This window comes from Aminobacter sp. DSM 101952 (assembly GCF_001424795.1).
GTDB lineage: Bacteria > Pseudomonadota > Alphaproteobacteria > Rhizobiales > Rhizobiaceae > Aminobacter > Aminobacter aganoensis.
Genome location: NZ_LMCL01000032.1, coordinates 63,731 through 88,301, shown reverse-complemented (window position 1 = coordinate 88,301; position 24,571 = coordinate 63,731). Strand labels below are relative to the sequence as shown.

At 65.6% G+C, this 24,571-nt stretch carries 25 protein-coding genes and 1 pseudogene; 1 reads left to right on the top strand and 25 read right to left on the bottom strand.

From position 1 onward, the window contains the following. Positions 1-324: 324 nt before the first annotated feature. Positions 325-819, bottom strand: a complete 495-nt coding sequence (locus ASC75_RS20495) for an isoprenylcysteine carboxylmethyltransferase family protein (protein WP_055979564.1) — start codon at positions 817-819, stop codon at positions 325-327. 137 nt (positions 820-956) lie between these two features. Here ASC75_RS20495 and ASC75_RS20490 point away from each other — a divergent pair, with 137 nt between their 5' ends. Further along, a complete protein-coding gene (locus tag ASC75_RS20490) occupies positions 957-1,439 on the top strand; it encodes a MarR family transcriptional regulator (protein ID WP_055979561.1) in 483 nt (160 codons plus the stop codon). 82 nt (positions 1,440-1,521) lie between these two features. Here the strand turns inward: ASC75_RS20490 and ASC75_RS20485 are convergent, their stop codons facing one another. From ASC75_RS20485 to ASC75_RS20380, 24 genes and pseudogenes are all read right to left on the bottom strand, one after another. Further along, positions 1,522-2,010, bottom strand: coding sequence for a GNAT family N-acetyltransferase (locus tag ASC75_RS20485; RefSeq protein ID WP_055979559.1), 489 nt, complete (start codon positions 2,008-2,010; stop codon positions 1,522-1,524). 168 nt (positions 2,011-2,178) lie between these two features. Further along, positions 2,179-2,628: a DUF1801 domain-containing protein gene (locus ASC75_RS20480; protein ID WP_055979556.1), complete on the bottom strand. Its 450-nt coding sequence runs from the start codon at positions 2,626-2,628 to the stop codon at positions 2,179-2,181. A 67-nt stretch (positions 2,629-2,695) separates the two neighbouring features. Then, a complete protein-coding gene (locus tag ASC75_RS20475) occupies positions 2,696-4,339 on the bottom strand; it encodes an MFS transporter (RefSeq protein ID WP_055979554.1) in 1,644 nt (547 codons plus the stop codon). Positions 4,340-4,490: 151 nt separating this feature from the next. Next, positions 4,491-4,757, bottom strand: coding sequence for a flagellar biosynthesis protein FliQ (fliQ, locus tag ASC75_RS20470; RefSeq protein WP_055979551.1), 267 nt, complete (start codon positions 4,755-4,757; stop codon positions 4,491-4,493). Beyond that, complete coding sequence (flgD, locus tag ASC75_RS20465; protein ID WP_055979549.1) at positions 4,754-5,179, bottom strand: flagellar hook assembly protein FlgD; 426 nt, start codon at positions 5,177-5,179, stop codon at positions 4,754-4,756. The genes fliQ and flgD overlap by 4 nt, the downstream gene beginning before the upstream one ends. Further along, a complete protein-coding gene (gene flbT, locus ASC75_RS20460) occupies positions 5,179-5,622 on the bottom strand; it encodes a flagellar biosynthesis repressor FlbT (protein ID WP_055979546.1) in 444 nt (147 codons plus the stop codon). Before flbT ends, flgD begins: the two co-directional genes overlap by 1 nt. Continuing rightward, positions 5,619-5,966, bottom strand: coding sequence for a flagellar biosynthesis regulator FlaF (flaF, locus tag ASC75_RS20455; RefSeq protein ID WP_055979543.1), 348 nt, complete (start codon positions 5,964-5,966; stop codon positions 5,619-5,621). The genes flbT and flaF overlap by 4 nt, the downstream gene beginning before the upstream one ends. 26 nt (positions 5,967-5,992) lie before the next feature. Beyond that, positions 5,993-7,045, bottom strand: a complete 1,053-nt coding sequence (locus tag ASC75_RS20450; RefSeq protein ID WP_055979539.1) for a flagellar hook-associated family protein — start codon at positions 7,043-7,045, stop codon at positions 5,993-5,995. 3 nt (positions 7,046-7,048) lie between these two features. Next, entirely contained in the window at positions 7,049-8,497 is a 1,449-nt protein-coding gene (gene flgK, locus ASC75_RS20445; RefSeq protein WP_055979536.1) for a flagellar hook-associated protein FlgK, read from the bottom strand. 33 nt (positions 8,498-8,530) lie between these two features. Next, positions 8,531-9,784 carry a flagellar hook protein FlgE gene (locus ASC75_RS20440; protein WP_055979533.1) on the bottom strand — a complete coding sequence of 418 codons (1,254 nt, stop codon included), beginning with the start codon at positions 9,782-9,784 and terminating at the stop codon, positions 8,531-8,533. 64 nt (positions 9,785-9,848) lie between these two features. Continuing rightward, entirely contained in the window at positions 9,849-10,517 is a 669-nt protein-coding gene (locus tag ASC75_RS20435) for a response regulator transcription factor (RefSeq protein ID WP_055979530.1), read from the bottom strand. A 214-nt stretch (positions 10,518-10,731) separates the two neighbouring features. Then, on the bottom strand, positions 10,732-11,310 hold the full coding sequence (locus tag ASC75_RS20430) for a transglycosylase SLT domain-containing protein (protein ID WP_082496683.1): 579 nt from the start codon (positions 11,308-11,310) through the stop codon (positions 10,732-10,734). Next, positions 11,252-12,553: a flagellar hook-length control protein FliK gene (locus ASC75_RS20425; protein WP_055979512.1), complete on the bottom strand. Its 1,302-nt coding sequence runs from the start codon at positions 12,551-12,553 to the stop codon at positions 11,252-11,254. The genes ASC75_RS20430 and ASC75_RS20425 overlap by 59 nt, the downstream gene beginning before the upstream one ends. Continuing rightward, positions 12,550-13,947 carry a hypothetical protein gene (locus ASC75_RS20420; RefSeq protein ID WP_055979509.1) on the bottom strand — a complete coding sequence of 466 codons (1,398 nt, stop codon included), beginning with the start codon at positions 13,945-13,947 and terminating at the stop codon, positions 12,550-12,552. Before ASC75_RS20420 ends, ASC75_RS20425 begins: the two co-directional genes overlap by 4 nt. Beyond that, positions 13,944-15,272: a MotB family protein gene (locus ASC75_RS20415; RefSeq protein ID WP_055979506.1), complete on the bottom strand. Its 1,329-nt coding sequence runs from the start codon at positions 15,270-15,272 to the stop codon at positions 13,944-13,946. The genes ASC75_RS20420 and ASC75_RS20415 overlap by 4 nt, the downstream gene beginning before the upstream one ends. Beyond that, positions 15,269-15,889: a hypothetical protein gene (locus ASC75_RS20410; RefSeq protein ID WP_055979503.1), complete on the bottom strand. Its 621-nt coding sequence runs from the start codon at positions 15,887-15,889 to the stop codon at positions 15,269-15,271. The genes ASC75_RS20415 and ASC75_RS20410 overlap by 4 nt, the downstream gene beginning before the upstream one ends. Next, a complete protein-coding gene (gene fliF, locus ASC75_RS20405; protein WP_055979501.1) occupies positions 15,889-17,526 on the bottom strand; it encodes a flagellar basal-body MS-ring/collar protein FliF in 1,638 nt (545 codons plus the stop codon). The genes ASC75_RS20410 and fliF overlap by 1 nt, the downstream gene beginning before the upstream one ends. A 121-nt stretch (positions 17,527-17,647) precedes the next feature. Continuing rightward, a complete protein-coding gene (locus ASC75_RS20400; RefSeq protein WP_055979498.1) occupies positions 17,648-18,715 on the bottom strand; it encodes a flagellin in 1,068 nt (355 codons plus the stop codon). A gap of 264 nt (positions 18,716-18,979) precedes the next feature. Beyond that, complete coding sequence (locus ASC75_RS26575; RefSeq protein ID WP_280137973.1) at positions 18,980-19,138, bottom strand: flagellin; 159 nt, start codon at positions 19,136-19,138, stop codon at positions 18,980-18,982. A gap of 46 nt (positions 19,139-19,184) precedes the next feature. After that, positions 19,185-20,054 (bottom strand): flagellin (locus ASC75_RS20395; RefSeq protein WP_055980242.1); only part of this gene is annotated, 870 nt, incomplete at its 3' end. Positions 20,055-20,327: 273 nt separating this feature from the next. Next, positions 20,328-21,434, bottom strand: a complete 1,107-nt coding sequence (locus tag ASC75_RS20390) for a flagellin (protein WP_055979495.1) — start codon at positions 21,432-21,434, stop codon at positions 20,328-20,330. 301 nt (positions 21,435-21,735) lie between these two features. Continuing rightward, positions 21,736-21,927: pseudogene (locus tag ASC75_RS25685) on the bottom strand (flagellin); the annotation flags it as partial. Between the two features lie 142 nt (positions 21,928-22,069). Continuing rightward, positions 22,070-23,077 carry a flagellin gene (locus ASC75_RS20385; RefSeq protein ID WP_055979492.1) on the bottom strand — a complete coding sequence of 336 codons (1,008 nt, stop codon included), beginning with the start codon at positions 23,075-23,077 and terminating at the stop codon, positions 22,070-22,072. A 272-nt stretch (positions 23,078-23,349) separates the two neighbouring features. Beyond that, positions 23,350-24,351: a flagellin gene (locus ASC75_RS20380; protein ID WP_055979487.1), complete on the bottom strand. Its 1,002-nt coding sequence runs from the start codon at positions 24,349-24,351 to the stop codon at positions 23,350-23,352. Between the last annotated feature and the right edge of the window lie 220 nt (positions 24,352-24,571).

The following is a 24,571-nucleotide window of genomic DNA, read 5'->3' as shown; positions in this document are numbered from 1 at the left end:
TAGTGCCCGAAGGGGAACCCTTGGACGGAACCTCCCCGGACCGCGAACCACGTTAGCCCACGAGCGGAGGCGCCGGTTCCTCCCCGCATGCCACCGTCGCGACCGGCGTTCCCGCGGGAGAAACTGGCATGGATTGTATGGGAGGTTTTCAGGGCGTGGAAAAACACGGCCGGCTATCCACGCGGACTGCTGACAGATGGTGACACGGCTTTGCCGGCATCGGGCGGCAGCGGTTGCCGTGCCGTGGCCGAGCAGCCCGACGGACGGAACCCGCAGCCATCTCGATGTGGAAAGACTATCCCCTCAAGGACGAAGTCTGCCGGCTCACAGCCATCGCCGCACGCGTCGCCTGTAGTCGAGATAGGCATCGCCGAAGCGCCGCTCGAGGTAAGCCTCCTCGCGGGCAACGACGCCGTAGCGGATGACGAACGCAAGCGGCAGGACGAGGACAAGGACCCATGTGCTCTGCGCGGCGATGCCGATGCCGCCATAGAACAGAAACATGCCGAGATAGATCGGGTTGCGCGTCCAGCCGTGAATGCCCGAGGTGACGAGCGCGCGGGTTGGCTCGTTCGTCGGCACCGGCGTGGCGGCCCGGGAGAAGTTGCGGATGCCTGCGGCGACCAGCGCAATGCCGGCAAGGACCAGGCCGCCGCCGACCAGCGTGAGGATCGGACCGCTCGTCGGGACGACGAACGCCAAGGGCAGCAGCCGGTCGGCGACCAGACCAAGCACGAGCGTGCCAAGAAAGAGGATGGGCGGCCGGGCAATGACGCCTGCCGTGCCGTGATCGGGCTGTTGTGCAGGTGGGTGACGCATGAATGCTCCCGCAGATGCTGGAGGGCGAAATTCAATGCAAATGACAACCAAGGTGTCATTCTATAAATTGACAACCTTGGTGTCAATAACGGAGGCTGTGCAGGTAACGGTGAAGGTCAGCAGGACAGGGGACCGGGATGGCGGCTGAGACGGGAACGGGTGCAGTTGCCGGCAGCAAGGCGGAGGCGATTGCCGAGCTGATGCTCGAAGTGGCGCAGTGCTTCTTCAGGATAAGGGCGATCGGCCAGAAGACCGGGCTGATCACCAGCTGGGGCGGCGGCGCGTTCGGCTTCATGCGAAGCCTGGCGGTGCTCGGTCCGCTGACGGTGCCGCAGATCGCGCAGATGCGGCCGACGAGCCGCCAGCGCATGCAGAGGCTGGCGGACGAGCTTGCAGCCGAGGGGTTGGTGGAGTTCGCCGACAATCCGAAGCACCGGCGTTCGAAGCTCGTGCAACTGACACCGCAGGGCACTGCGCGCTATCGCGAGATGGACGCCCAACTCCTGGCTATCGCCTCGACCATGGGCGGCGCCCTTGGCGAAGCGGACATCCTCAGAACCACCGAGGTCTTGCGGCAGGTGAGCGCCGAAGTGACAGCGCGGACGGCGCGGCTGCCATAGCAGGCGGCTCCTGGCCGGTTCATGCGCGACTAAAGCGGGAACCGGGTGTTCTCGACTGGATCGTGCGGAGAGACACTCGAAATTATCGTTGGGCCGACAGGTGCTTTTCCAGGCCGATCTTGTCGAGCGAGATTTCCAAGATGGGGTCGAAGGCCGTTTCGCGCGAGACCTCGACGTAGCCAAGATGCTCGTACAGTCCAAGCGCGCGCGTGTTGGCGGCGGCTACGTGAATTCGAGCCTTCGAAAAGCCTCGTCCCGAGATTTCCCGTTCAAGTGCTCCGATCAACGCGGACGCAACGCCGCGTCCCTCGAACTCGGGCGCGACCCAGACATCGCTGATGTAGTCGTCGGAGTGTTCGCAGGCGACGATGCCGGCGGCCCGATCATCGATGACCGCGACCAGCACCCGCGCCCCCATGTCTTCGAGGAACGGGACGAACGGGTTGTCTTTCTCGATTTTGTCCGACGTCGCCGAAGGCACGAGCGGTTGTATGCCCTTGCACCATGCGGCCAAACCGACCCGGGCCAGCACATGAACTTCATCATGCACGGCATGTCTTATCTCGATCATGGGGTATTCCGGAAAAACGATTCCCTGACTTGTTGCCTGCCGTCCTATGCCATGGCAGCCGGTGCCACAACCGATGGATTGCGGAAGCGGCAAGCGTAGCGCGGATGCCCAATTCGCGACCCAGGCCCATCGCGCCGACCCGGCGCCGGTCACGGACCAGGAGGCCGCTCAGGCGCCCTCAGGCCGCTTCGGGGCGCGCTTCTGCGCGCGGGCGGCGAGCACCGAGGTGTTGAGGGCGACGGCGGCGCGGATGAGCGTCTTCAACGCCTCCTCGTCGATGGTGTCGCCCTCGTGGATGTCGATGGCGCGGCGGGTGTTGCCTTCGAGGCTCGAGTTGAAGAGGCCCTTCGGGTCCTCGACCGAGGCGCCCCTGGCGAAGGTCATCTTCACGGCGCCCTTGTAGGTCTCGCCGGTGCAGACGATGCCGTCATGCGACCAGACCGGAACGCCGCGCCACTTCACCTCCTCGACGATATCGGGATCGGCCTGGCGGATCAGGGCACGGATTCGGGCCAGCACCTGGCCGCGCCAATCGCCGAGGGCAGCGATCTTGTCGTCGATCTGCTTGGACGGCGCAGTTCCGCTGTCTGCTTCATTCGAGACGGTTTTCTTGTCCATTCTTGTCTCCTCTCGATGATGCGGGGCCGAGCCGGTCAGCGGTGTCCTGCCGATTGCCGGCCGGGCGTCAATGCAGGTCGATCGGGCCCTTGGGCGTGACGATGGCGGCGGCAAGGCTGGTCGGGCGCTCGATCAGGCGGTGTACGCGCGGCGGCTGGGCGCCACTGTGCAGCGACCTGAGCTTCTCGCCGATCTCGGCGTCGGCATGGGTGGCGCGCTGGTTGTGGCGGACATATTCGAGCCAGGTCGGTGTGTGGTAGCTCTCGACCCAGATTTCGGGGTTTTCGAGGTCGCGCGCGAGCGTCCAGTTGCGGGCGCCGTCGCGGCGGCGGATGCGGCGGCGCTCGGCCATGGCGTCGAGGAAGGCGGGCACGTCCTCCTCGCGGATGATGAACTCGATGATGATGGCGATGGGACCGCTGCGCGGCTGGACGTCGAGCGCCAAATGCGGTTCGCGGAAGCGGTTGAGCGGGTCGAGGTTGAGCGCGGTGTGCTCTGGCAGGGGCAACAGGAAACCGATGGCGGCGCCGGCGAGCATGACGACGCCGGCGACGATGAGCGCGGTCGCCGGGCCATGGCCCTCGGCGATCAGGCCCCAGACCCAGCTGCCGAGCGCCATGCCGCCGAAGGTCGCCATCTGGTAGATCGACAGCGCGCGGCCGACGACCCAGCGCGGCGTCGACATCTGCACGGTGATGTTGAAGTGCGACAGCGCCAGCACCCAGCAGGCGCCGCCGATGAGCAGGCCGGCGCTGGTGACCCAGGCGTTCGAGCTCCCGGCGGCGATCCAGCTGCACAGGGCGAAGCCGAGGAAGGCCGAGCGCACGATCGCCTCGCTCGACATGCTGCTGCGGATGCGGCCGCTGATCAGCGCGCCGCCGACGGCGCCGACGCCGAAGGCGCCGAGCATGATGCCGTAAGTGAGCGGGCCGCCGGCGACGAGGTCGCGCGCCACCAGCGGCAGCAGCGCCTGCAGCACGACGGCGGTGAAGCCGAAGGCGAAGCTGCGCAGCAGGACCTTGCCGATGTTGGGCGACATGGCGATGTAGCGCAGCCCGGCGGCCATGGCGTGGCCGAGGGTTTCGCGCGGCAGCGGGTTGGCGGGATAGGTCGGGCGCCAGCGAAACAGCACGAAGATGATGGCGAAGTAGCTCAGCGTGTTGACGGCGAAGGCGGCGGCGGCGCCGGCGGCGGCGACGATGATGCCGCCGATGGCCGGGCCGACGCTGCGCGTCATGTTGAAGCCCATCGAGTTGAGCGCGACGGCCGCCGGCATGACCGGGCGGGGAACCATGTCGCCGACGGAGGCCTGCCAGGACGGGTTGTTGAGCGCGGTGCCGCAGCCGATGAGGAAGGTGAAGGCGAGCAGCAACCAGGGCGTGATCAGGCCGAGATAGGCGACGAGCGTCAGCAGCGCCGACACCGCCAGCATGAAGCACTGGGCGGTGAGCATGACGCGGCGGCGGTCGAAGCTGTCGGCGAGCGCGCCCGAGACCAGCGAAAACAGCATGATGGGCAGGGTGATCGAGGCCTGGACCAGCGCCACCATGTCGGACGAGGTGGCGATCGAGGTCATCAGCCAGGCGGCACCGACCGACTGGATCAGGCTGCCGAAATTCGACGCCAGGCTGGCGAACCAGACGGAACGGAAAATGCCGTGCTTGAACGGCTCGAGTGCAGAACCTCGCTCGTACTGGTGGTCGTCGTCCATGCGCCAAGCCGGCCGAGCCGGATGCCCTCGTGTGAATCGTCGCGGTCGACTAGACCATGATCGGTGAGCGGGGTGAACCCAAATTGTCGGAAGCCGGCAGGGCCAAGGCCGGTTCGCGGGCGGTCCAGTCCGGCGACGACCAGCGGGGTGATCAGAAGCCGGTTTCGATGCGCTCGAAGATGACGTTGGTGAAGGAGGAGATCTGGGCGCCGATGAACGGGCCGGTGAGCGCCACGACCAGGAAGATGGCGACGATCTTGGGCACGAAGGTGAGGGTGATTTCCTGGATCTGGGTCAGCGCCTGGATGAGCGCGATGCCGACGCCGACCAGCATGGCCGCGGCCACGGCGGGCGCCGAGGCGGTCAGCACCGTCCAGATGGCGAACTGGACGAGGTCGAGGGCATCGGCCTCGTTCACGCCGGCGTGGCCTTGATCGAAACGCCGGGGTTGATGACGACCTGCTTGCCGTCGGTCAGGACGGCGACGACGCCGTCCTTGAACAGGCGGACTTCGGCGACGACGCCCGAGGTCTTGCCGTCGGGCGAGGTGACGGTCCGGCCGATCAGCGCGTCGGCCTGGGCCAGCGCCGAGCCCTGCAGGATCTGGTCGAGGCGGGTGTTCATCTGCACCGACTGCTCGACCTGCGAGAAGGTGGCGAGCTGCGCCACGTACTGGGTCGAGTCCATCGGCTTGGTCGGGTCCTGGTTCTTCATCTGCGCGACGAGCAGCTTGAGGAACGAGTTGTAGTCGACCTGGGTCTTGGACGGCGCGGGCGTGCCGGTGGCCGTCTTGTTGGCGCTGGAGGTGCCCGGCACCGAGGTGGTGTAGTCGATGGCCATCAGAATGTGCCTCCGGCTGCGATGGCGAGCTCGGCCGGCTGCTGCTGGTCGTTGCCGGCCATGGCGCGCTTTTCCAGGGGATAGAGCGAGCGGATGGTCTTCAGCGCTTCGTAGACATGGTCCTCGGCGACGAGGCGGTCGATGTGCTTGAGGCTCGACAGGATCTCGGGATTGTCGAAGGTGGCGAGCAGCAGCGGCAGCGACCGGCGGAACATGTCGCGGGCCTCGACGGCGCCGACCGGGTCGACCAGCATCACCTGCAGGATGAAGTAGAGCTGGCGCAGCGGCGTCGATGCCTGCTCGGGCTGCAGCACGTGGCTTTCGAGCAGGAACTGCACGTCGTTGAGCAGTTCGAGCGAGACCTTGCGGTCGACGCGGACGACCGCGCCGTTGATGTAGATCTTCTCGTTGGCCTTCAGCGAAATCTTCAGCGTGTTTTTCATTGGATGCCGTCGCGGATGATCTGCGAGACCTCGATCAGGCCTTCGAAGCTGTCGCTGCGGCCCTGGCGGATGTCCTCGGCCTCGCGCAGCAGCCACAGGCCGATGGAGATGAGGTTGGCGCGGAGTTCCTTCGGCAGCTCGTTCTCCGGACTGCCGAGGTCGTCGAGCAGCGACGTCCACACGCGGTTGGTGAAGTTCAACGCGGCGATGGCCTCGTTGGAATCGGTCCCGACCTCGCTGGCCGTGGTCAGCATGTCGATCGAGCGCGTGAGAAGCTGACGTTCGCGATCCCGCGCGTCGGCGACGGAGTCGGTCTGGATATCGGCATAGGAGAATTGATACATATGCGTCCCGTGTGTTGCCGGTCAGGTCAGAGATACTTCATCAGGCTGAGCTGCTGGATGCGCGCGGTCAGCGCGTAGGATCTGTCGATTTGCGAAACCAGGTCGGCGACGCGCGCCGAAGCCACGTAGTAGTCAACGCCTTCGGTATCGAGGATGTAGCGCTCGTACAGATCGACCTGCACGTTGATGCGGTCGGTGGCGTTCTTGACGCGCTGCTCGATGATGCCGGTCTGGGCTTCCAGCTGGCCGATGTCGCTGATGGCCTCGCCGATGCTCGAGACGGCGTGCGTGACCAGGGCGCCGCGCGCGGCGTTGCCGACATTGCTGTCGAGCAGGTCGCTGATGATGGCGGCCGACATGGCGATCTTGCGGATGCCCTCGTTGTTGGCGCTGACCGAGGTCTCGGTGGTTTCGTTGAGCGTGATGCGGCTGGTGATGCCCTGGTTGGTGGCGTTCGACCAGGGGCTGCCGGGTGCCTGCCAGCCTGCGCCGAGGAACATCGGCTCGACGACGGTGGACATGAAGTTGGTCATGTCGGCGGCGGTGATGTCCTGCGCGTCGGCATGGTTCTGGTTGAAGCCGAAATAGCCGGCGAAGGCCGCGTCGAAGGCCACCTTGGTCGCCGAGCCCGGCTTGAAGTCGTTGATCGGCTTGACGTCGGTGTTGGTGCCGGAGAACAGGTATTCGCCGTTGAGGCTGGTGTTGAGCACCGAGGTCAGCGTGTCGAGTGTGGCACGTCCGCTCTTCTGGGTGAGCGCGTAGGCGGCATCGCCCGAGGCACTGCTGGTCAGGCTCGAGAGGAAGGCCTGGGCCGCGCCGCCGACCTGGTTCAAGGCCTTCTGCGTCGCCGAAAGCCGGGCCGACACCAGCCCGTTGGAATCGACGATGCCGCCGAGCCGTTCGAGGTCGCGATGCAGCGTGACCGACTGCGCGGTGCGGGCGCCGAGCGCCAGTCCGGTGTCGGCGACGAAGCCGGTCGAGGCTTCCTTCTGTGCCTTGGCCAATTCCGACTGCTGGCGCAGCAGCGAATAGCGCAGTGCGTTGGTTACGGCGGCGGAAGAGACGAAGGTGGTTTTCATCGCCTACCTCACCGCCGCAAGCAGCGCCGACAGCATCTCGTCGACCGCTTTGATGAGCCGCGCCGAGGCCTGGTAGGATTGCTCGAGTTCGAGCAGGAGCGACATTTCGACGTCGACATTGACCGACGTCTCGTTGGACAGCGCCTCGGCCGTGCGCACGGCGAGCGCTTCCTTGGACTCGGACGCGCTGGCGGCCTGCTTGCGCATGCCCTCGAACCAGCCGACCGAGTTGGTGGTGAAGCTGCTGAGGCTCGACGAGGCGCTGATGCCAGCGGCCGGATCGAAACTCATGGTCTGGTCGATGCGGTCGCCATAGGAGATCAGCAGTTCGGCGTAGGAGGCGCTGGCTCCGGGGTTCTTGTTGTAGGCAGCGCCGTTGATGCCGCCGTCGCGCAGCAGCTTGGGATCGCCGCCGGCAGCCGGGTCGACGGCCGGATTGAGGCGGATCGAACGGGCGAGGCCGTTGACCATCGTACCGGGGACCGCCGGTCCGCCGGACCAGGTGAACAGGCCGGCCTGGTCGGCAAGGGCGGGCGCGGTTTCGGAGAATGCGGTGATCAGGCCGCGCGCCGTCTCGTCAAGCTGGGCCTGCATCGTGACGGCGACGCTGTCGCGCAACTGGACGAGGCCTGCAAGCTTGCCCGCCGCGTCGGTGTTGGCGCCGGTGCCGGGCTGGACCGGTACGCCGTCGATGTAGATCTTGTTGCCGGCGGCGCCCGGGGCGTAGCCGGGCGAAGGCGAGAAGCTGACGACGCGCGGTACGGTTTCGAACAATGTCGAACCGTCGGCCGTCGTGATGACCATGTCATTGTCGCTACGCTTGAAGGTCGAGATCGGCACGATCTCGGAGATCTTCTTCAGGATGGCGTCGCGCTGGTCGAGCGAATCGTTGACGTCGCGGCCGGTGCGGGTGCCGGCGATGATTGCCTTGTTGGCCTGCTCGAAGTCGGCCAGCAGCCGGTTCAGGTCGTCGACGGTGGTGGCGATTTCGCTGTCGGTCTCGGTGCGGAAACGCTGGATCGCGCTGGAGCCGTCGTTGAGCGTGCGGACCACCTGGCGGGCGGCGTCGATAGCGGCCACGCCGAGGTTCTGGTTGGACGGCGAGGCGGCGTAGAATTGCAGCGCCTGCTGGAACTTGCCGAGCGCGGTCGCCGGCGAGCCGGCGTTGTCGCTGCCGTTGACGTCGAGGGCGAGCTTCTGCAGGCCCTCGAAGAGCGTGTTCTGGCCCGAGAAGGAGGCGAGCGCCGACAGGTTCTGACGGAACAGAAGTTCGTTGGTCGCCCGCTGTATCTCGACGACGCGCGCACCGGGGCCGGTGCTTGCCAGCATGGCGGAGCGGCGCGCGTAGTCCGGATTCTGCGCTTCCGAGACGTTGCGGGAAACGGTGCTGGTCTGGCGCGACGTGTGGAGAAGCGCAGATTGGGCGATGTTGAGGGCAGACGTCAGGGACATGCGGGATCTTTCGCGGGCTAGGGCCCGTCAGTCCTATCTCTTCAGGTTGACGAGGACGTCCATGAGGTCGGCGCCGGTTTGGAAGACCTTGGAATTGGCCGTGTAGTTGCGCTGCGACTCGATCATGGCGGTGAGTTCTTCGGCAATGTCGACGTTGGAGTTCTCGACCGCGCCGGAGACAACCTTGCCGTTCTTGCCTTCGGTCGGCCAGCCGATGGTGACGGCGCCGGATTCCGCGCCCTGGGCGAAGACGTTGCCGGAGATGACGGTCAGCTTGTCGGGGCTCGGCACGTTGGCCATGGGGATGGAGAACAGCGCCTTCATCGAGCCGTTGGCATACTGGGCGTAGACGGTGCCGTCCTTGTCGATCTCGATGCGCTCGATCTTGCTGGGCGGGCTGCCGTCGAGGACGGCCTTGGAAACGCTGTAGTCGGCATCGGCCTGAGACATCTTCGACAAGTCGATGGTCAGCGAGGCGCCGCCCGGCACGGTCAAGGTGATGTCGGTGGCGCTCGTGCCGGTCAGCTTGCCGGTGGCGTCGAAGTCGAGCGTCTCGGTGGAAAGCGCGCCGCCCGTGTAGGGGAAGCCGCCGGCCGTTGCCTGCGACTGATCGAAGACCGCGACTTCCCAGGTGCCTGCGGCCGTCTTGGTCATGTAGACATCGAGGATCATCTGTCCGCCGGCGCTGTTGTAGGCGACAAGCGAAGATTTTGCGGTGTAGGCCGCGGTGGCGGCGTTGGCCGACGGCAAGTTGGCCGCCGGGACGATGACCGCATCGCGCGGCAGGTTGGCCGTGAACGTGCCGTTCTCGCTCGGCGCCCACTGGAGCGTCGTGTCGTCGATCTTGATCGCGTCGATCTGGCTGGGGTCGATCGGCGCGCCCGGCCGGGGCCCCTGGCTCAGATCCCAACCCTGGAGCCTGTAGCCCGCGGTGTTGACGAGATAGCCATCCTTGTCGGGCACGAAGGCGCCGGCACGGGTCAGGAAGGTGGTGCCGCCGGCATCCTCGACAACGAAGAAGCCGTCGCCGTCGATGGCGAGGTCGGTGACCGAGGTGGTGTACTGCAGGGCGCCCTGCTTGCTGATCGAGTTGATCACCGTGGTGGTGACGCCGCCGGAATTGTAGCTGCCGGCCGTGCTTGGCAGGACCAGGGACGAGAATTCGGTCGAGGCCCGCTTGTAGCCGGTGGTGCTCGAATTGGCGATGTTGTCAGCGACCGTCGACAGACGGTTCGCCTGGGAGTTCATCCCCGACACGCCAGTCCGCATCATTCCATAGAGGCTCATCGGTGGTCTCTCCAAATCTCATGCCACGAAACAAAACTACGCAACATGTCTTGCGCGAGGCTGGTCAGACGACGAGCCGGTAGCCAAGAAAGCGTTTTGAATCGATCGGATCGTGGCCGAGACGCTCGCGCAGTTTCTTGCGCAGCTTGGAGATGTGGCTTTCGACGACATTTTCTTCGACTTCTTCGTCGAAGACACCATAGATGGCGTTGAAGACCTGGGTCTTGGTGACGCGGCGGCCGCTGTTGCTTGCGAGATACTCGAGGATGCGGCGCTCACGGCGCGGCAGCGGCATTGGCTGGCCGTCGATCTCGGGATCGCGGCCATCCATGAAGATGCGCATGGCGCCGATCTGGGTGAAGCCGGTGTCTTCCTGGGCGCGGCGGCGGATCGCCGAGATGCGGGCCAGGATTTCGCGAATGTGCACCGGCTTGCGAATGACGTCGTCGACGCCGGATTCGAAAAGCTTGAGCGTGTTTTCGAGATTGTTCTGCTCGGAGAGCGCGATCACCGGCGCCTTGGAGCGGTCGCGCAGCTGGCGCGGAGAGATGGAACCCTCGTTGCAGTCGCCGATGAGAAAGGCGCGCACCGAGCGCAGATCTTCTTCGGGAGCGCTTTCGACCCATTCGCCGAACTCGCCCGAACGGAAGCCCGCGCAAGCCACGCCTTCCCTGTCGAAAAGTGAATTATAGCCCTTGGTGACGAGCTCGCGCTCGTCGACAACAACAATCATCGGCCCCGCCTCCGAATCAGAAAAAATGCCCCGTTAACCAATCGGTAATGGGTCGAGACCAAGGCGACCAATCGTGAATTCTTGCCGCTATTTTTTTGGGAGTCCGGACTCGCATGGGTTGAAACGGTTGCACGACATGCGTGCATCCGGGCTTCAGGTCGGCGATGTGGGCGGGGTCTCGGTTCGTGGCCGGTTCAGCGTGGCGCGAAACCGCCTAGGGGTTGCAGAAGGACCTGGCGTTTTCGGTCCAGCGGCCGAAGCCGGTGGCGACCATGTTGGCGATGACGCGGCAGACGTAGCGCTTCTGCGCGGGGTCGTTGTCGGGGCCTGCGTGATAGCGCGCGACGGCCATCGACCAGGACTCGTGGCGGCTGTGCAGGCTGACCAGGAAACGCGCGGCATAGTCGACGTTGCGGCGCGGGTCGAGCATGTCGCGCACGCTGCGAAACTCGGCGGCGTGATAACGGTGGTTGATCTGCATGCAGCCGAGGTCGATGAGCGTCTTGCCTTCGCCGCGGGCAGCCTCGAAGGCGGCAACGGCTTCGGCAGCACTTCCCGGAAAGACGGCTTTTCCTTCTATATTCAATGCGTTGGGCTGCAAGCTTCCCTTCCTGCCGGTTTCGGTGAGGCCGACGGCATAGAGGATGCCGACCGGCACGCCATAGCGGTCGGCGGCGCGCAGGATCTCCGGCTCGCAAGGATTGGCAGCCGCAGCGGCCAGGCCGGTCGCGGCACTAGATATAGCGGCTGCTGCCAGGACGATCCGTGCGAGGCGACGAGATGTTGCGTACATTGGCTTCTTCATTTGCCGCTCTCCCGCCGGGACGTCCATTGCCTGAGTTGCCACCTTCACCGCCCATTCCGTCCGACTGGAAGGCCGGCTGCTCGCGGCCACCGGAACCGGAGGAAAGGCCGCTGCCGTCGCTGCGTGCCTGCGCCTGGGCGGGCGACTGGGGCTGCATGATGGTGACGCGGTCGACGTCGAAACCGAGGCCGCGAAGGGCGTTGCCGATCGCTTCGCGGTCGGCCGAGAGACGGTGATAGGCCTCGGCGTTCTCGACTTCGATTTCAACCGAAAGTTGTTCTCCGGCGAGGTGCAGGCTGGCCGTCACCATGCCCAATTCGACGGGCCGCAGCTGGATCTTCAGGACCTGGGCGGCAGGTGCGTTTGCGGCGCTGGCCTGGAGCTGCTGGACGGTGGCGGCGGCAGCGGTGTGGCGCGGCGCGGAGGAGGCGATGTCCATCGCCAGCGCGCCAGCCGTGCCGTTGGCGACGGAGGTGGCCGGGGCGGGGATCGCCTGCTCGGAAATGACGCTGACGCGGTTGGCGGCGGTCGCCTGGTCGGGCTGCCGGGAGGCAACCGGGCGCGCCGGCTTTTCGGTTTCGGCATCGCCGATTGCCGATCCGGCGGGAGCGGACGATGCGGACGACGCATCGGCAAGCGCCGGTGTTTCGGCGGCGGCCGACATGCCGGGCGGCAATGCGGTGCCGGAGGCCGCAGCCCGCGACGGTGCGTTGCCGACGAGGCGCGGCTCGCTGTCCGGAGCGTCGGCGGCGAGGCTGGCCTGTTCGAGGCCGGTTCCGGCCTCGGTGGCGGGTGCATCGGCCGGGCCGGCGCTGGCCGCCTGGCTGCCTGCCTTGCGCAGTTCGCTCAGAGCAAGCACCAGCGGCAAGGCCGTTTCGGCCGGCTTGTCGGAGCTGGCGGGTTCCTTGGGCGATGCCTCGGCAAGCGGCGGTTCGGGGGCTTCGGCTTGTTCTCCATGCATGGTCGGCCTGGCGTCGGTTGCGTCGTCGCCGGGCTCCGCCACGCGCGGGTCGCGCGCGGCCAGCCGCTCGGCCAGCTTGTGCCAGCGCTGCTCATGCGGCGGCCCGGCGGCGTGGCGTTTGTCCTCGGCCTTCTGGTCGCCCTTTTGCGGGGCTGCCAGGGCACGGTCGAAATCGCCCTGGTCGTCGTTGCCGGCGAAGGCGTTGCGATCGGCGGCGGATGATTGCGAGGCGAGCGGGCCCGCCAGTGCCGAGCGGATGGCGTCGGTCATTTGGGGGAGACTCCGAGCAGTTGGTCTATGGCTTCGAGCGTGCGGCGCGCTTCGATGACCTTGGGGTTTTCGGCCTCTGTGGGCGCTGTGTCGGCCGTCGTCGGTTCGGCGGCTGCCGGTTGCGGCGATGCCGTAAGCGGCACCACCCTGGGGCCGACCCTCGGCGCGGCCGCAACGGCGGGCGCCACTGCGGGCTGCTGGACCGTGGTCGCCGGCTGCGTTTCGGGCGCGGGCGCTTCGGCGGCGTCGGGCACCATCGGATCGGCCGGGGGCGGTGCGATGTCGATCGAAGCCGGCGGCAGGTCGCCGATGTCGACCGGTTTTGGCTTGGCATCGGGCGCGGCGGGCAGGGCCGAGGTCAGTTCGGACGCGACCGCCTCGACGGCGTCGAGCAAGGCGCGGTCGCCCTTGGACAGCTTGTCGCGGTCGATGCCGCCAAGCTTGCCCAGCATGTCGTCGGCCGAGCCGGAGGTGACCGACGACAGGCCGGAATAAAGCTGGGTGCGGGGATCGGCGTCGTTGCGCTGGCCGTCGCGCCCCTGCTCGGCCCTGGCGGCGGCGAAGGCGGAGAGTTCGGTCAACCCGTCGATCGCGGCGCGCCGGGCGACGCGGAGGTAGACGACCTTCTCCTGCTCGGCATCCATCATCGCGGTGATCTCGCCCACGGTGTCGAGGCTGATCGAGGCATGCAGGGTGACGATGCCGGCGACGAAGGCGTCGGCGAACTGGCTGGCATAGGGCGAGCGCAGGTAGTAGCGGACGTACTGGGTCGAGCTGCGCAGGAAGCGAGCGCCGTCCTCGAGCCGGGGGGCGAGCGCCACCGAGCGGCGCAGGGCGGCTTCCTCGACGAGCGTGCCGGGGCTGAGCAGCCGGGCCTGGTCGAACAGCTTCATCGCCCGCTCGGGCTCCTGGGCGATGCTGACCGAGCCCTTGACCAGCGCCAGGAAGGCGCCGAGTTCGGAGATCTGGGTCAGCGGATCGACCGAGGCGAGAGCTTCGACGGTGCCCTTGGGCTTGCCCCTGAGATAGTCGATGATGCCTTGCGCGAGCGCCTGGTCGGCCTCTTCGAGGGTGAGGCGGGAGACGACCTGCTCGATGGTCAGCGGGTTGCCGCCGCTCATGGCGTAGATCAGCAGGGCGCGAAAGTTCTTCGGCTCCTTGAATGCGGCGGGGCTGGCGGCGCGCATGTTCTCGTCGGTCATTTCGAGCAGGCGGCGCTGCATCGGCAGCGAGGCCTGGTCGCCGGCGGCGATGCGGTCCTGAACCAGCTGCAGGCAGCGCACCATCTGGTAGGGCTCGAGCGCCGGCGCCTCGGCGGCGCGTGCGTGCTCCGGCGCCGTCGCCACAAGCAGGGCGATCAGCGCTGCGCCGGAGAGGGTCGCCGCGAGCCTCATTCAGAGCGCTCCAGCAGGATCTCGATGCGGCGGTTGGTGGCCGAGAACGGCTCCGCCGTGTCCTTCAGCTTGCGGTCGGCGAAGCCGGCGACCTCGACGATGCGCTTCTCGTCGAGCCCTGCACGCACCAGCATGTAATAGGCCGAATGGGCACGCGCGGTCGACAGCCGCCAGTTGTCGTAGCCGCCGCCGCGGAAGGGGCGGGCGTCGGTGTGGCCGTTGATCGAGACGTTGCCTTCGTGGGCGGTAATCGTCCTGGCGATCTTTTCCATGGCCAGCACGAGCTGCTTGCGCGGCACGGCCGAGCCGATCTCGAACATGCCGAAGTCGAACTGCTCGGTGACCGAGATGACGACGCCCTTGTCGGTGGCGACGACGGACAGGCCGTCGGGCAGGTTGGTGCCCGACTTGATCGCCTCGGCGAGTTCGCGCCGGATGGAGTCGGCTTCGCCGATGGTGTGCTGGCTCGGCGCGTCGCTTGGCTTCGGCCTGTCGGCCGGCGCCTCGGCCTCGACGGTCTCGGCCTTCGGTGCTTCGCCCGGCTTGGTGCCCTCGGCGACTGGGTTGCCGGGCGCGATGTCGAGCGGCGACCGATGCTCGGCGACCTCGGCCTGGGGTTCGGTCCTGGATTCTGGCGCCTTCACCGGTTCCGATCTGGCGGAACGCTCGGTCTTGTCGCCGGGCTTGGCCGGCTCGCCCTCGATGGCCGCGCGCTCGGCGCTTGCCTCGGCGATGGGCGTGGCGACCTGCTCGGTCCAGAAATCCGGCGCGAAGGGATCGCGATAGGCTTCGCCGCCGGAGGCGCCGCTGGACGGGCCGGCGATCTGCATGCCGCCTTCGCCGCGTTCCGAGACGTTGGCCTTGGTGCCGGTGTCCTGGGCGATCTCGGCCAGCACGGCATACGGGTCGTTGAACAGGTGTTCGTCGGAGCGCTTGATGACGGCGGCGGAATCCTGCGAATTCTGTTCCGTCGCGGGGCCGGCATTGCCGCGCCCGTCGGCGCCGGCCTTGCCGCTGACTTCCTGCGGGTCCTCGGCGGTCAGGCCGACCGAATTGGGGCCGTCGCCGAGTTCTTCGAGGCCCTTGCGGCTGGCGTTGCGGTCGACGAGCTTGACCGGGTTGAAGTAGCTCGCCACGGCAGCCTTGGTCTGCTCGTTGGCGGCGCTGATCAGCCACATGACGAGGAAGAAACACATCATCGCCGTCATGAAGTCGGCGAAGGCGATCTTCCAGACGCCGCCGTGATGGGCTTCGTCGTGGTCGGAATGGGCGCGCCGGACGATGACTATCTCGTGGCGCGGCTCGGAGCCGTCGGCAACGCTCATGGCAAGGTCTCGGTCAGGGCGGACGACCACTCGCCGAGGCGGGTCTCGAACAGGTTGTCATCGATCGAGACGCTGAGGTCGAAGCCGACCGCCTCGCTGAAGTCGATGTTTTCGGCACGGTCGCCGATGGCGGTGGCCAGCGCGTCGAACAGGAATTGCGGGCCGCTGACCTTGATGCGCACGGCGTCGCGGTCGGCGGTGGCCGACAGGATCGCGGCGGCAAGGGCATCGATCGAACGGGTGGCGATGTCGTCGCTGACGAGGCCGGCGACGACGCGGGCAGCGGCGTCGGTGGCGAGGTGGACGACACGGGTCTCCATCTCGGCGATGCGGGCGCCGATGACGGCGCCGATGTCGGTGCCGAAGCGGGCGCCCAGGCCCGCCAGTTCGGAAGCATGGCGCTGGCGCTCGGCCTCGAGGGCGGCCTGATGCTCGCTGTCGAGGCGCATCGCCAGCTCGGTCTCGGCGGTGGCGACCGCAGCGGCGACGATGGCCGGGATGTCAGGCTCGGGAACGGCCTTGGGATAGGCGCTGGGGGCCGGGGCCACGGCGTCGGGGGCATTTGCGGCCAGCGGCGCGAAGTCGGTCAGCCTTTCGAAAAGTGCGGCAATCGACATCAGGCGGCGACTTCCTGGGCAGCCCACTTGCGCAGGATCAGTGCGGTGCGTTCTTCATTGATGTCGACCATGCGGGCGAGGCGATCCTGCGGGGCGGGACGCAGCTTGTTGCGCAGGTCGTCGATGGCGGTGGGCCGCGCGCCGGGCAGCGCGGGAGGCGCCTCGGCGGTGGCGGAACCGGCATCCGGCGTCGGCAGCGACCGCTGCACTTCGTCGAAGCTGGGGCCGGCGATGGCTGCGGGGACCGGCTTCGACAGGGCCGTCGCCAGCGGGCGCAGGCCGAAGAAGGCGACGAGGAAGACGACGACGATGAAGGCGGCTGCGTTGATCAGCGTGCCGGCGTGCTGGCCGACGGAAGCGAGGACGCCGGGGCTGTCGATTTCCACTCCGTCGAGGCCGTCGATGAACTCGACCGCCGAGACGTTGATCAGGTCGCCGCGCTTTTCGTCGAAGCCGGTGGCCGAGATCACCATCTTCTGGATGTCGGCGACGCGGGCAGCGATGGCTTCCGGCGTGGCGTCCTTGCCGAGGATGGTGGCGAGGCGTTGCTGGTTGACGACGACGGCGATCGACATCTTGGTCACCGAATAGCCGTTCGAGACGGTCGCGATGCGCTTCGAGTTCATCTCGTAGTTGGTGATCTCTTCCTTGCGGTCGCTGGCCGAGGTCGATTGCGGTCCGTCGGTGGCGGTGGCTTCGGCATCGGGCAGGTTCTGCTCGACGGTGGCCGGGGTGGCGGACTGCTTCTGGTTGGAGTTCTCGTTGGCGCGGACGACCTGGACGGAGCGTTCGACGCGCGATTCCGGATCGAAGATGGTTTCTTCGGTCTGGCGCGAGTCGGTGTTGACGTCGGCCTTGACGCTGGCGCGGAAATTGTCGGGTCCGAGATAGGCAGCGAGCGCGCGGCGGATGTTGTCCTCGATCTGGGTCTCGACGGTGCGCTCGACGCCGATGGAGCGGGCGGCACTCGAATTGTTGGGGTCGTCGCCCGCCGCAAGCAGGTTGCCGCTCGAATCAAGCACGGTCACGCGTTCGGCGTCGAGGCCGGGCACGGCGGCAGCGACGAGGTGGCGGATCGACATCGCGCTCTTGTCGGCGTCGAGGCTGGAGGCGCGGATGACGACGGAGGCCGAAGGTTTCTGCTCGTCGCGGCGGAAATTGGCGCGCTCGGACATGACGATGTGGACGCGGGCGGCCTTGATGCCGGTGATCGACTGGATGGTGCGGGCGATCTCGCCTTCCAGAGCACGGACGCGGGTGACCTGCTGCATGAAGGAGGTGAGGCCGAGCGAGCCGACATTGTCGAAGAGCTCGTAGCCGGCATTGGCGCTGGTGGGCAGGCCCTTTTCAGCAAGCAGCATGCGCGCCTGCGCGGTCTGGCCGGCAGGTACCAGGACGGTGGTGCCGTCGGAGGCGACGTCGAAGCCGATGCCGGCTTCGCCGAGTACCATGCCGATCTGGTTCACGTCGGAACGTTCGAGCCCGACATAGAGCGTCTCGTAGGCCGGCCGGTTGAGATAGACCGACGCCACGCCGACGACGGCGAGGACCAACGCCGCGATGCCGCCCAAAATGGCGAGCCGGCGCGGGCCAAAGCTCCTGAAGTTGGCGACTATGCTCTGTAGCTGTTCGGGCACGTGCGTAGGTTCCCCGCAATATCTTCCGGGGAGACCCTAGACCTCGAAGCTTGTGCGAAAATGATATGGGCCGCGCACGAGGCGCGGCCCATCGAAGAAGAAGGGGTGTTTCAGAAGCCGATCAGCTCTTGAACAGCGCCAGGATGTTCTGCGAGTTCGAATTGGCGATCGACAGCGCCTGGATGCCGAGCTGCTGCTGCACCTGCAGCGCCTGCAGGCGGGTCGATTCCTTGTTCATGTCGGCATCGACGAGCTGGCCGACGCCACGGTCGATGGAGTCCATCAGGCTGGTGGTGAAGCCTTTCTGCAGGTCGATCTGCTTCTTGGCCGCGCCGAGCGTGGTGGCGACATCGGTCAGATCCTTGAGCACTTCGTCGACCTTGGAGATCATCTGGTTGATGATGTCGTTGGTCACGCCGGTCGCCATGATGTCAAGATTGTGGACCGAGACGTTGTCGACCCTTGCCGGCGTGCCGGTGACGGCGGCCAGGCCTGCGGTGTGCGCCGCGATGTCGGTGCCGCCGCCGGCGATCGAAGCGGCGTAGGCCGTGTCGTACTGGGTCTGGGCCGCAGCGGTTGCATAGACCGAGGTCTTGCGGTCGAGATGGCCGGCATTCTTGACCTCGGCGGCCAGGCCGGAATCGAACAGCTTGACGCCCTCGATATCGACGTCGATCGTGCCGAGCGTGACCTTGCCGTCGGCGGCGCGGTTGAAGGCCGAGACGATCTTGGCGTCGGCCTGCACGCCGTCATTGGCGGCGGCGACCTGCTTCGACGTCACCGACAGGAAGTTGGTGCCGGAGAAGGTGGCGGCATCGGCGTAGGACTTGATCTGGCCCTGGAGCGCCTCGATCTCGGTCTGGATCTTGGCCTTGTCGGAATCGCTGGCGCTGTAGGCGGCGACGAGCTTGATCTTGATCTGGTCGACGGTCTCCAGAACCTTGTTCATGCCGGTGTAGGCGGTGTCGACCTTGGAAGCGCCGAGACCGAGCGCGTCCTGCACGGTGGAGAGCGCCTGGTTGTCGGAGCGCATCGTGGTGGCGATGGACCAGTAGGCGGCGTTGTCCATCGCTTCGGCAACCCGGTAGCCGGTCGAGATGCGGGCCTGCGTGGTCTGAAGCGCCTTGTTGGTGGTGTTGAGGCTCTGAAGCGCGGTCAGGGCCGAAGCGTTGGTCATGATACTGGACATCGAAATACCCCCTCTGAAACCCGCGTGCCGCGCAGGATCGCCCTAGCAATTGGTTAACCATAACTAGCGTTTCATGGTTAACGACCGATTAAGGCTGGCGTGGCCGATGCGTGGAAGCGCGGCCGATGACGCGGCGGAACTTATCCCGGAGGGAGCTTGCGCGGGGCTCGCGTCGTCGCGACGGCGGCCCTGGGCAGGGGAGAAAAGCAATCGGGCCGCATCTTACGATGCGGCCCGAGCTTCAGATCGACGGATGCGATCGGATCAGCGGAACAGCGACAGGATGGTCTGCGAGTTGCCGTTGGCGATCGACAGGGCCTGGATGCCGAGTTGCTGCTGGACCTGGATGGCCTGCAGGCGCGTCGACTCCTTGTTCATGTCGGCGTCGACGAGCTGGCCGACACCGCGATCGATGGAGTCCATCAGGCTCGAGGTGAAGGTCTTCTGCAGCTCGATGCGGTTCTTGGCNCAGAGCCTGGATGCCGAGCTGCTGCTGGACCTGGATGGCCTGCAGACGGGTCGACTCCTTGTTCATGTCGGCGTCGACGAGCTGGCCGACACCGCGATCGATGGAGTCCATCAGGCTCGAGGTGAAGGTCTTCTGCAGCTCGATGCGGTTCTTGGCAGCGCCGAGGTCGGTGGCGGCGGTGTTCATTTCCTTCAGCGCCGCTTCGACGCGCTGCAGGTGTTCACCGACAACGGTGTCGGTGGTGGCAGCGGTCAGGGCGATGCCGGAAACGGCCGTTCCTGCCGCTGCGGCGCCGGTCGCGTCGCGGGTCTTGTCGAGGATGCCCTTGGGGGCAGCACCGGCTTCGAACAGCTTGATGTTCTCGACCTTGACGTCGATGGTCGAGATCGAAGCCGAACCGGCCGCGTCGCGGTTGAAGGCCGAGACGATCTTGACGTCGGCAGCGGCAGCCGCACCGTTGGTCGAGAGCATGTTGGTGCCGGAGAAGGTCGCGCCGTCAGCATAGGCCTTCAGCTGGCTCTGCAACGCCTGGATCTCGGTGTTGATCTTTTCCTTGTCGGCACCCGAGGCGCCGTTGGCGGCGACGAGCTTGACCTTGATCTCGTTGAGGGTGTCGATGGCCTTGTTCATGCCGGTGTAGGCGGTGTCGACCTTCGAGGCGCCGAGACCGAGCGAATCCTGGACCGTCGAGAGTGCCTTGTTGTCCGAACGCATGGTGGTGGCGATCGACCAGTAGGCAGCGTTGTCGGAAGCTTCGGCGACGCGGAGACCCGTGGCGATGCGGCCCTGGGTGGTGTTCAGCGCCTTGTTGGTGGCGGCGAGGGTCTGCAGCGCGGTCATTGCCGACGCATTGGTATTGATGCTGGACATGGGAATAACGCCCCTAGGAAAATGCAAAATACAGGGACATACCGGATCGGCCGGTATGACGGAGAGGCATCATGCCCATGACCAGAAGGTCACCCGTCATGCCCGGTAACCTGTAGGAGACTCGCTACCAAAGCTCTAAGCGGCATGGTTAACCCCCGGACGGGGTGTCGTTTTGCTTGGATATTCCACAGATAGACTGTGCAAAAGCAATCGGGCCGCATCTTGCGATGCGGCCCGACCCGGGAAGTCTTGTTGCCTGAAACGGTTCGGGCGTTAGCCGCGGAACAGCGACAGGATGGTCTGCGAGTTGCCGTTGGCGATCGACAGAGCCTGGATACCGAGCTGCTGCTGGACCTGGATGGCCTGCAGACGGGTCGACTCCTTGTTCATGTCGGCGTCGACGAGCTGGCCGACACCGCGATCGATGGAGTCCATCAGGCTCGAGGTGAAGGTCTTCTGCAGCTCGATGCGGTTCTTGGCGGCGCCGAGATCGGTGGCAGCCGTGTTCATCTGCTTGAGCGCGGTCTCGACCTTGCCGAGCAGGCCGGCCATGAACTGGTCGCCGACAGTGGTGATGTCGAAATTGACGACTGAAACGCCCGCGGTCGAGGTTGCACCGACGACGCCGCCCGATGCAGGCAGCACGGCGGCAGCCGCACCGGCCGTGTGCGCGGCCGTATCGGCACCGCCGCCGGCCACCGATGCGGCATAGGCCTTGTCATAGGCAGCCTGTGCGGCAGCCGAATCCCAGATCGCTGTCTGGCGGTCGAGGATGCCGGCATTCTTGACGTAGGTGGGGTTTGCGGTGTTGGTGTCGAACAGCTTGATGTTCTCGACCTTGACGTCGATGGTCGAGATCGAAGCCGAACCGGCCGCGTTGCGGTTGAAAGCCGAGACGATCTTGGCATCGGCCTGAACCGCGGTGCCGGCAGCGGCGGCAGCGGCACCGGCCGCGGTCTTGTCCGAGGACACGGACAGGAAGTTGGCGCCCGAGAAGGTGGCGCCGTCGGCATAGGCTTTGAGCTGCTTCTGCAGCGCCTTGATCTCGGTGTTGATCTTGGCCTTGTCGGCAGGGGAGGCGCCGGTGGCGGCGACGATCTTGACCTTGATCTCGTTGAGGGTGTCGATCGACTTGTTCATGCCGGTATAGGCGGTGTCGACCTTCGACGCGCCGAGACCGAGCGAATCCTGGACCGTCGAGAGCGCCTTGTTGTCCGAACGCATGGTGGTGGCGATCGACCAGTAGGCGGCGTTGTCGGAAGCCTCGGCGACGCGGAGGCCGGTGGCAATGCGGCCCTGGGTGGTGTTGAGCGCCTTGTTGGTGGCGGCAAGGGTCTGCAGCGCCGTCATTGCGGCGGCATTGGTATTGATGCTGGACATGGGAAAATACGCCCCTAGGAAAATGCAAAAAGTACAGGGACATACCGGGTTGGCCGGTATGGCGGAGCGGCATCATGCCCATGATCCAACGATCACCCGCCATGGACATGAGTGTTCACGATAATCCCTACCAAATTGTGTATATTTCAAAGATGAGCGGAAGCTCTCTAGATTATATACTTGGTATACTTTGGAAAGCGGAGATGGAGCGTAGTTTTCGTGCAAGGAGGCGAATGCCAAAAAGCAAACGGGCCGCATCTTGCGATGCGGCCCGTTCTTCAGATCGACGGATGCGATCGGATCAGCGGAACAGCGACAGGATGGTCTGCGAGTTGCCGTTGGCGATCGACAGGGCCTGGATGCCGAGCTGCTGCTGGACCTGGATGGCCTGCAGGCGGGTCGACTCCTTGTTCATGTCGGCGTCGACGAGCTGGCCGACACCGCGATCGATGGAGTCCATCAGGCTCGAGGTGAAGGTCTTCTGCAGCTCGATNTGTGGCTACCAAATTGCTAACAATTGTAGTTAATTTCAATTAACTTGTTGGAATCGCTTATTTTTATACCGACAAAAGCAATCGGGCCGCATCTTGCGATGCGGCCCGACCCGGGAAGTCTTGTTGCCTGGAACGGTTCGATTAGCCGCGGAACAGCGACAGGATCGACTGCGAGTTGCCGTTGGCGATCGACAGRGCCTGGATGCCGAGCTGCTGCTGGACCTGGATGGCCTGCAGRCGGGTCGACTCCTTGTTCATGTCGGCGTCGACGAGCTGGCCGACACCGCGATCGATGGAGTCCATCAGGCTCGAGGTGAAGGTCTTCTGCAGCTCGATGCGGTTCTTGGCGGCGCCGAGATTGGTGGCGGCCGTGTTCATGTCCTTGAGAGCCGCTTCGACGACGCCGAGCATGTCACCGATCTGGGTGTCGCTCGCCGCCGTTGCACCGCTGACCAGCGCCATGGTGGCGACGCTGTAGGTGTCGCCGGCAGCCGAGGCGACGCCAAGGGTCGGCGCCTGGATGTCGGCTTCGGCGACCCGCGCGCCGTCGCTGGTGCGCTGGGCGTCGAGCAGGCCGGCATGGGCGTTGTCGGCAGCGCCGGCAGCGTCATAGAGCTTGAGCGCGTTGACGTCGACGTCGATGGTCGAGATCGAGGCCGTGCCTGCGGCGCTGCGGTTGAAGGCGGAGACGATCTTGACCGGTGCGGCGGTGCCGACCGTGGCGGCAGCCGAGGAGTCGACCGAGAGCATGTTGGTGCCGGAGAAGGTGGCGCCGTCGGCATAAGCCTTGAGCTGCTTCTGCAGTGCCTTGACCTCGGTGTCGATCTTGGCCTTGTCGGCAGCCGACGCGCCGGTGGCGGCGACGAGCTTGACCTTGATCTCGTTCAGGGTCTCGATCGACTTGTTCATGCCGGTGTAGGCGGTGTCGACCTTCGAGGCGCCGAGACCGAGCGAATCCTGGACCGTCGAAAGCGCCTTGTTGTCGGACCGCATGGTCGTTGCGATCGACCAGTAGGCGGCGTTGTCGGAAGCTTCGGCGACGCGAAGGCCCGTGGCGATGCGGCCCTGGGTGGTGTTGAGCGCCTTGTTGGTCGCTGCAAGCGTTTGCAGCGCCGTCATTGCCGACGCGTTGGTATTGATGCTGGACATGGGAAATACGCCCCTAGGAAATGCAAAATACAGGGACATACCGGGTTGGCCGGTATGGCGGAGCGGCATCATGCCCATGACCAGAAGGTCACCCGCCATAGCGGACAACCTGTCGGAGACTCGCTACCAAAGCTCTAAGCGGCATGGTTAACCCCCGGCCGGAGCGCCGCTTTGCCTGAATTTTCCCCAGATAGACTGTGCAAAAGCAATCGGGCCGCATCTTGCGATGCGGCCCGATGCCGGAAATCATGTTGCCTGGAACGGTTCGGGCGTTAGCCGCGGAACAGCGACAGGATGGTCTGCGAGTTGCCGTTGGCGATCGACAGAGCCTGGATGCCGAGCTGCTGCTGGACCTGGATGGCCTGCAGGCGGGTCGATTCCTTGTTCATGTCGGCGTCGACGAGCTGGCCGACGCCGCGATCGATGGAGTCCATCAGGCTCGAGGTGAAGGCTTTCTGCAACTCGATGCGGTTCTTGGCGGCGCCGAGGTTGGTGGCGGCCGTGTTCATGTCCTTGAGCGCGCTTTCGACGACGCTGAGCATCTGGCTGATCTGGGCGTCGTTGGCGAACAACGTGCCGTTGGTCAGCTCCATTGCCGCCACCGTGAAGGTGTCGGTCTGGCTGAAGGTGCCGAGCACGACTGCGTCAGCCGCAGCAACCTCGGAGACAGCACCGGCCACGCTGACGACGCGGTTGGAATCGAGGATGCCCTTGTTGACGCCGGCAGCGGTGCCGGCTTCGTAAAGCTTGATGTTCTCGACGTTGACGTCGATGGTCGAGATCGAGGCCGTGCCGGTCGCGTCGCGGGTGAAGGCGGAGACGACCTTGACGTCGGACGCGGTGGTGGCGGTGGTGCCGCTGTTGACCGAGAGCATGTTGGCGCCGGAGAAGGTGGCACCGTCGGCATAGGCCTTCAGCTGCTTCTGCAGCGCTTTGACCTCGGTGTCGATCTTGGCCTTGTCGGCGTCCGAAGCGCCTGTGGCGGCGACGAGCTTGACCTTGATCTCGTTGAGCGTGTCGATGGTCTTGTTCATGCCGGTGTAGGCGGTGTCGACCTTCGAGGCGCCGAGACCGAGCGAATCCTGGACCGTCGAGAGTGCCTTGTTGTCCGAGCGCATGGTGGTGGCGATCGACCAGTAGGCGGCGTTGTCGGAAGCTTCGGCGACACGGAGACCCGTGGCGATGCGGCCCTGGGTGGTGTTCAGCGCCTTGTTGGTGGCGGCGAGGGTCTGCAGCGCCGTCATTGCCGACGCATTGGTGTTGATGCTGGACATGGGAAATACGCCCCTAGGAAAATGCAAAATACAGGGACATACCGGATCGGCCGGTATGACGGAGCGGCATCATGCCCATGACCGCTTCAAGGAGGTCATCCGCCATGCAGCAGATGTAGCTTCGGTGTGGCTACCAAATTGCTAACAATTGTAGTTAATTTCAATTAACTTGTTGGAATCGCTTATTTTTATACCGACAAAAGCAATCGGGCCGCATCTT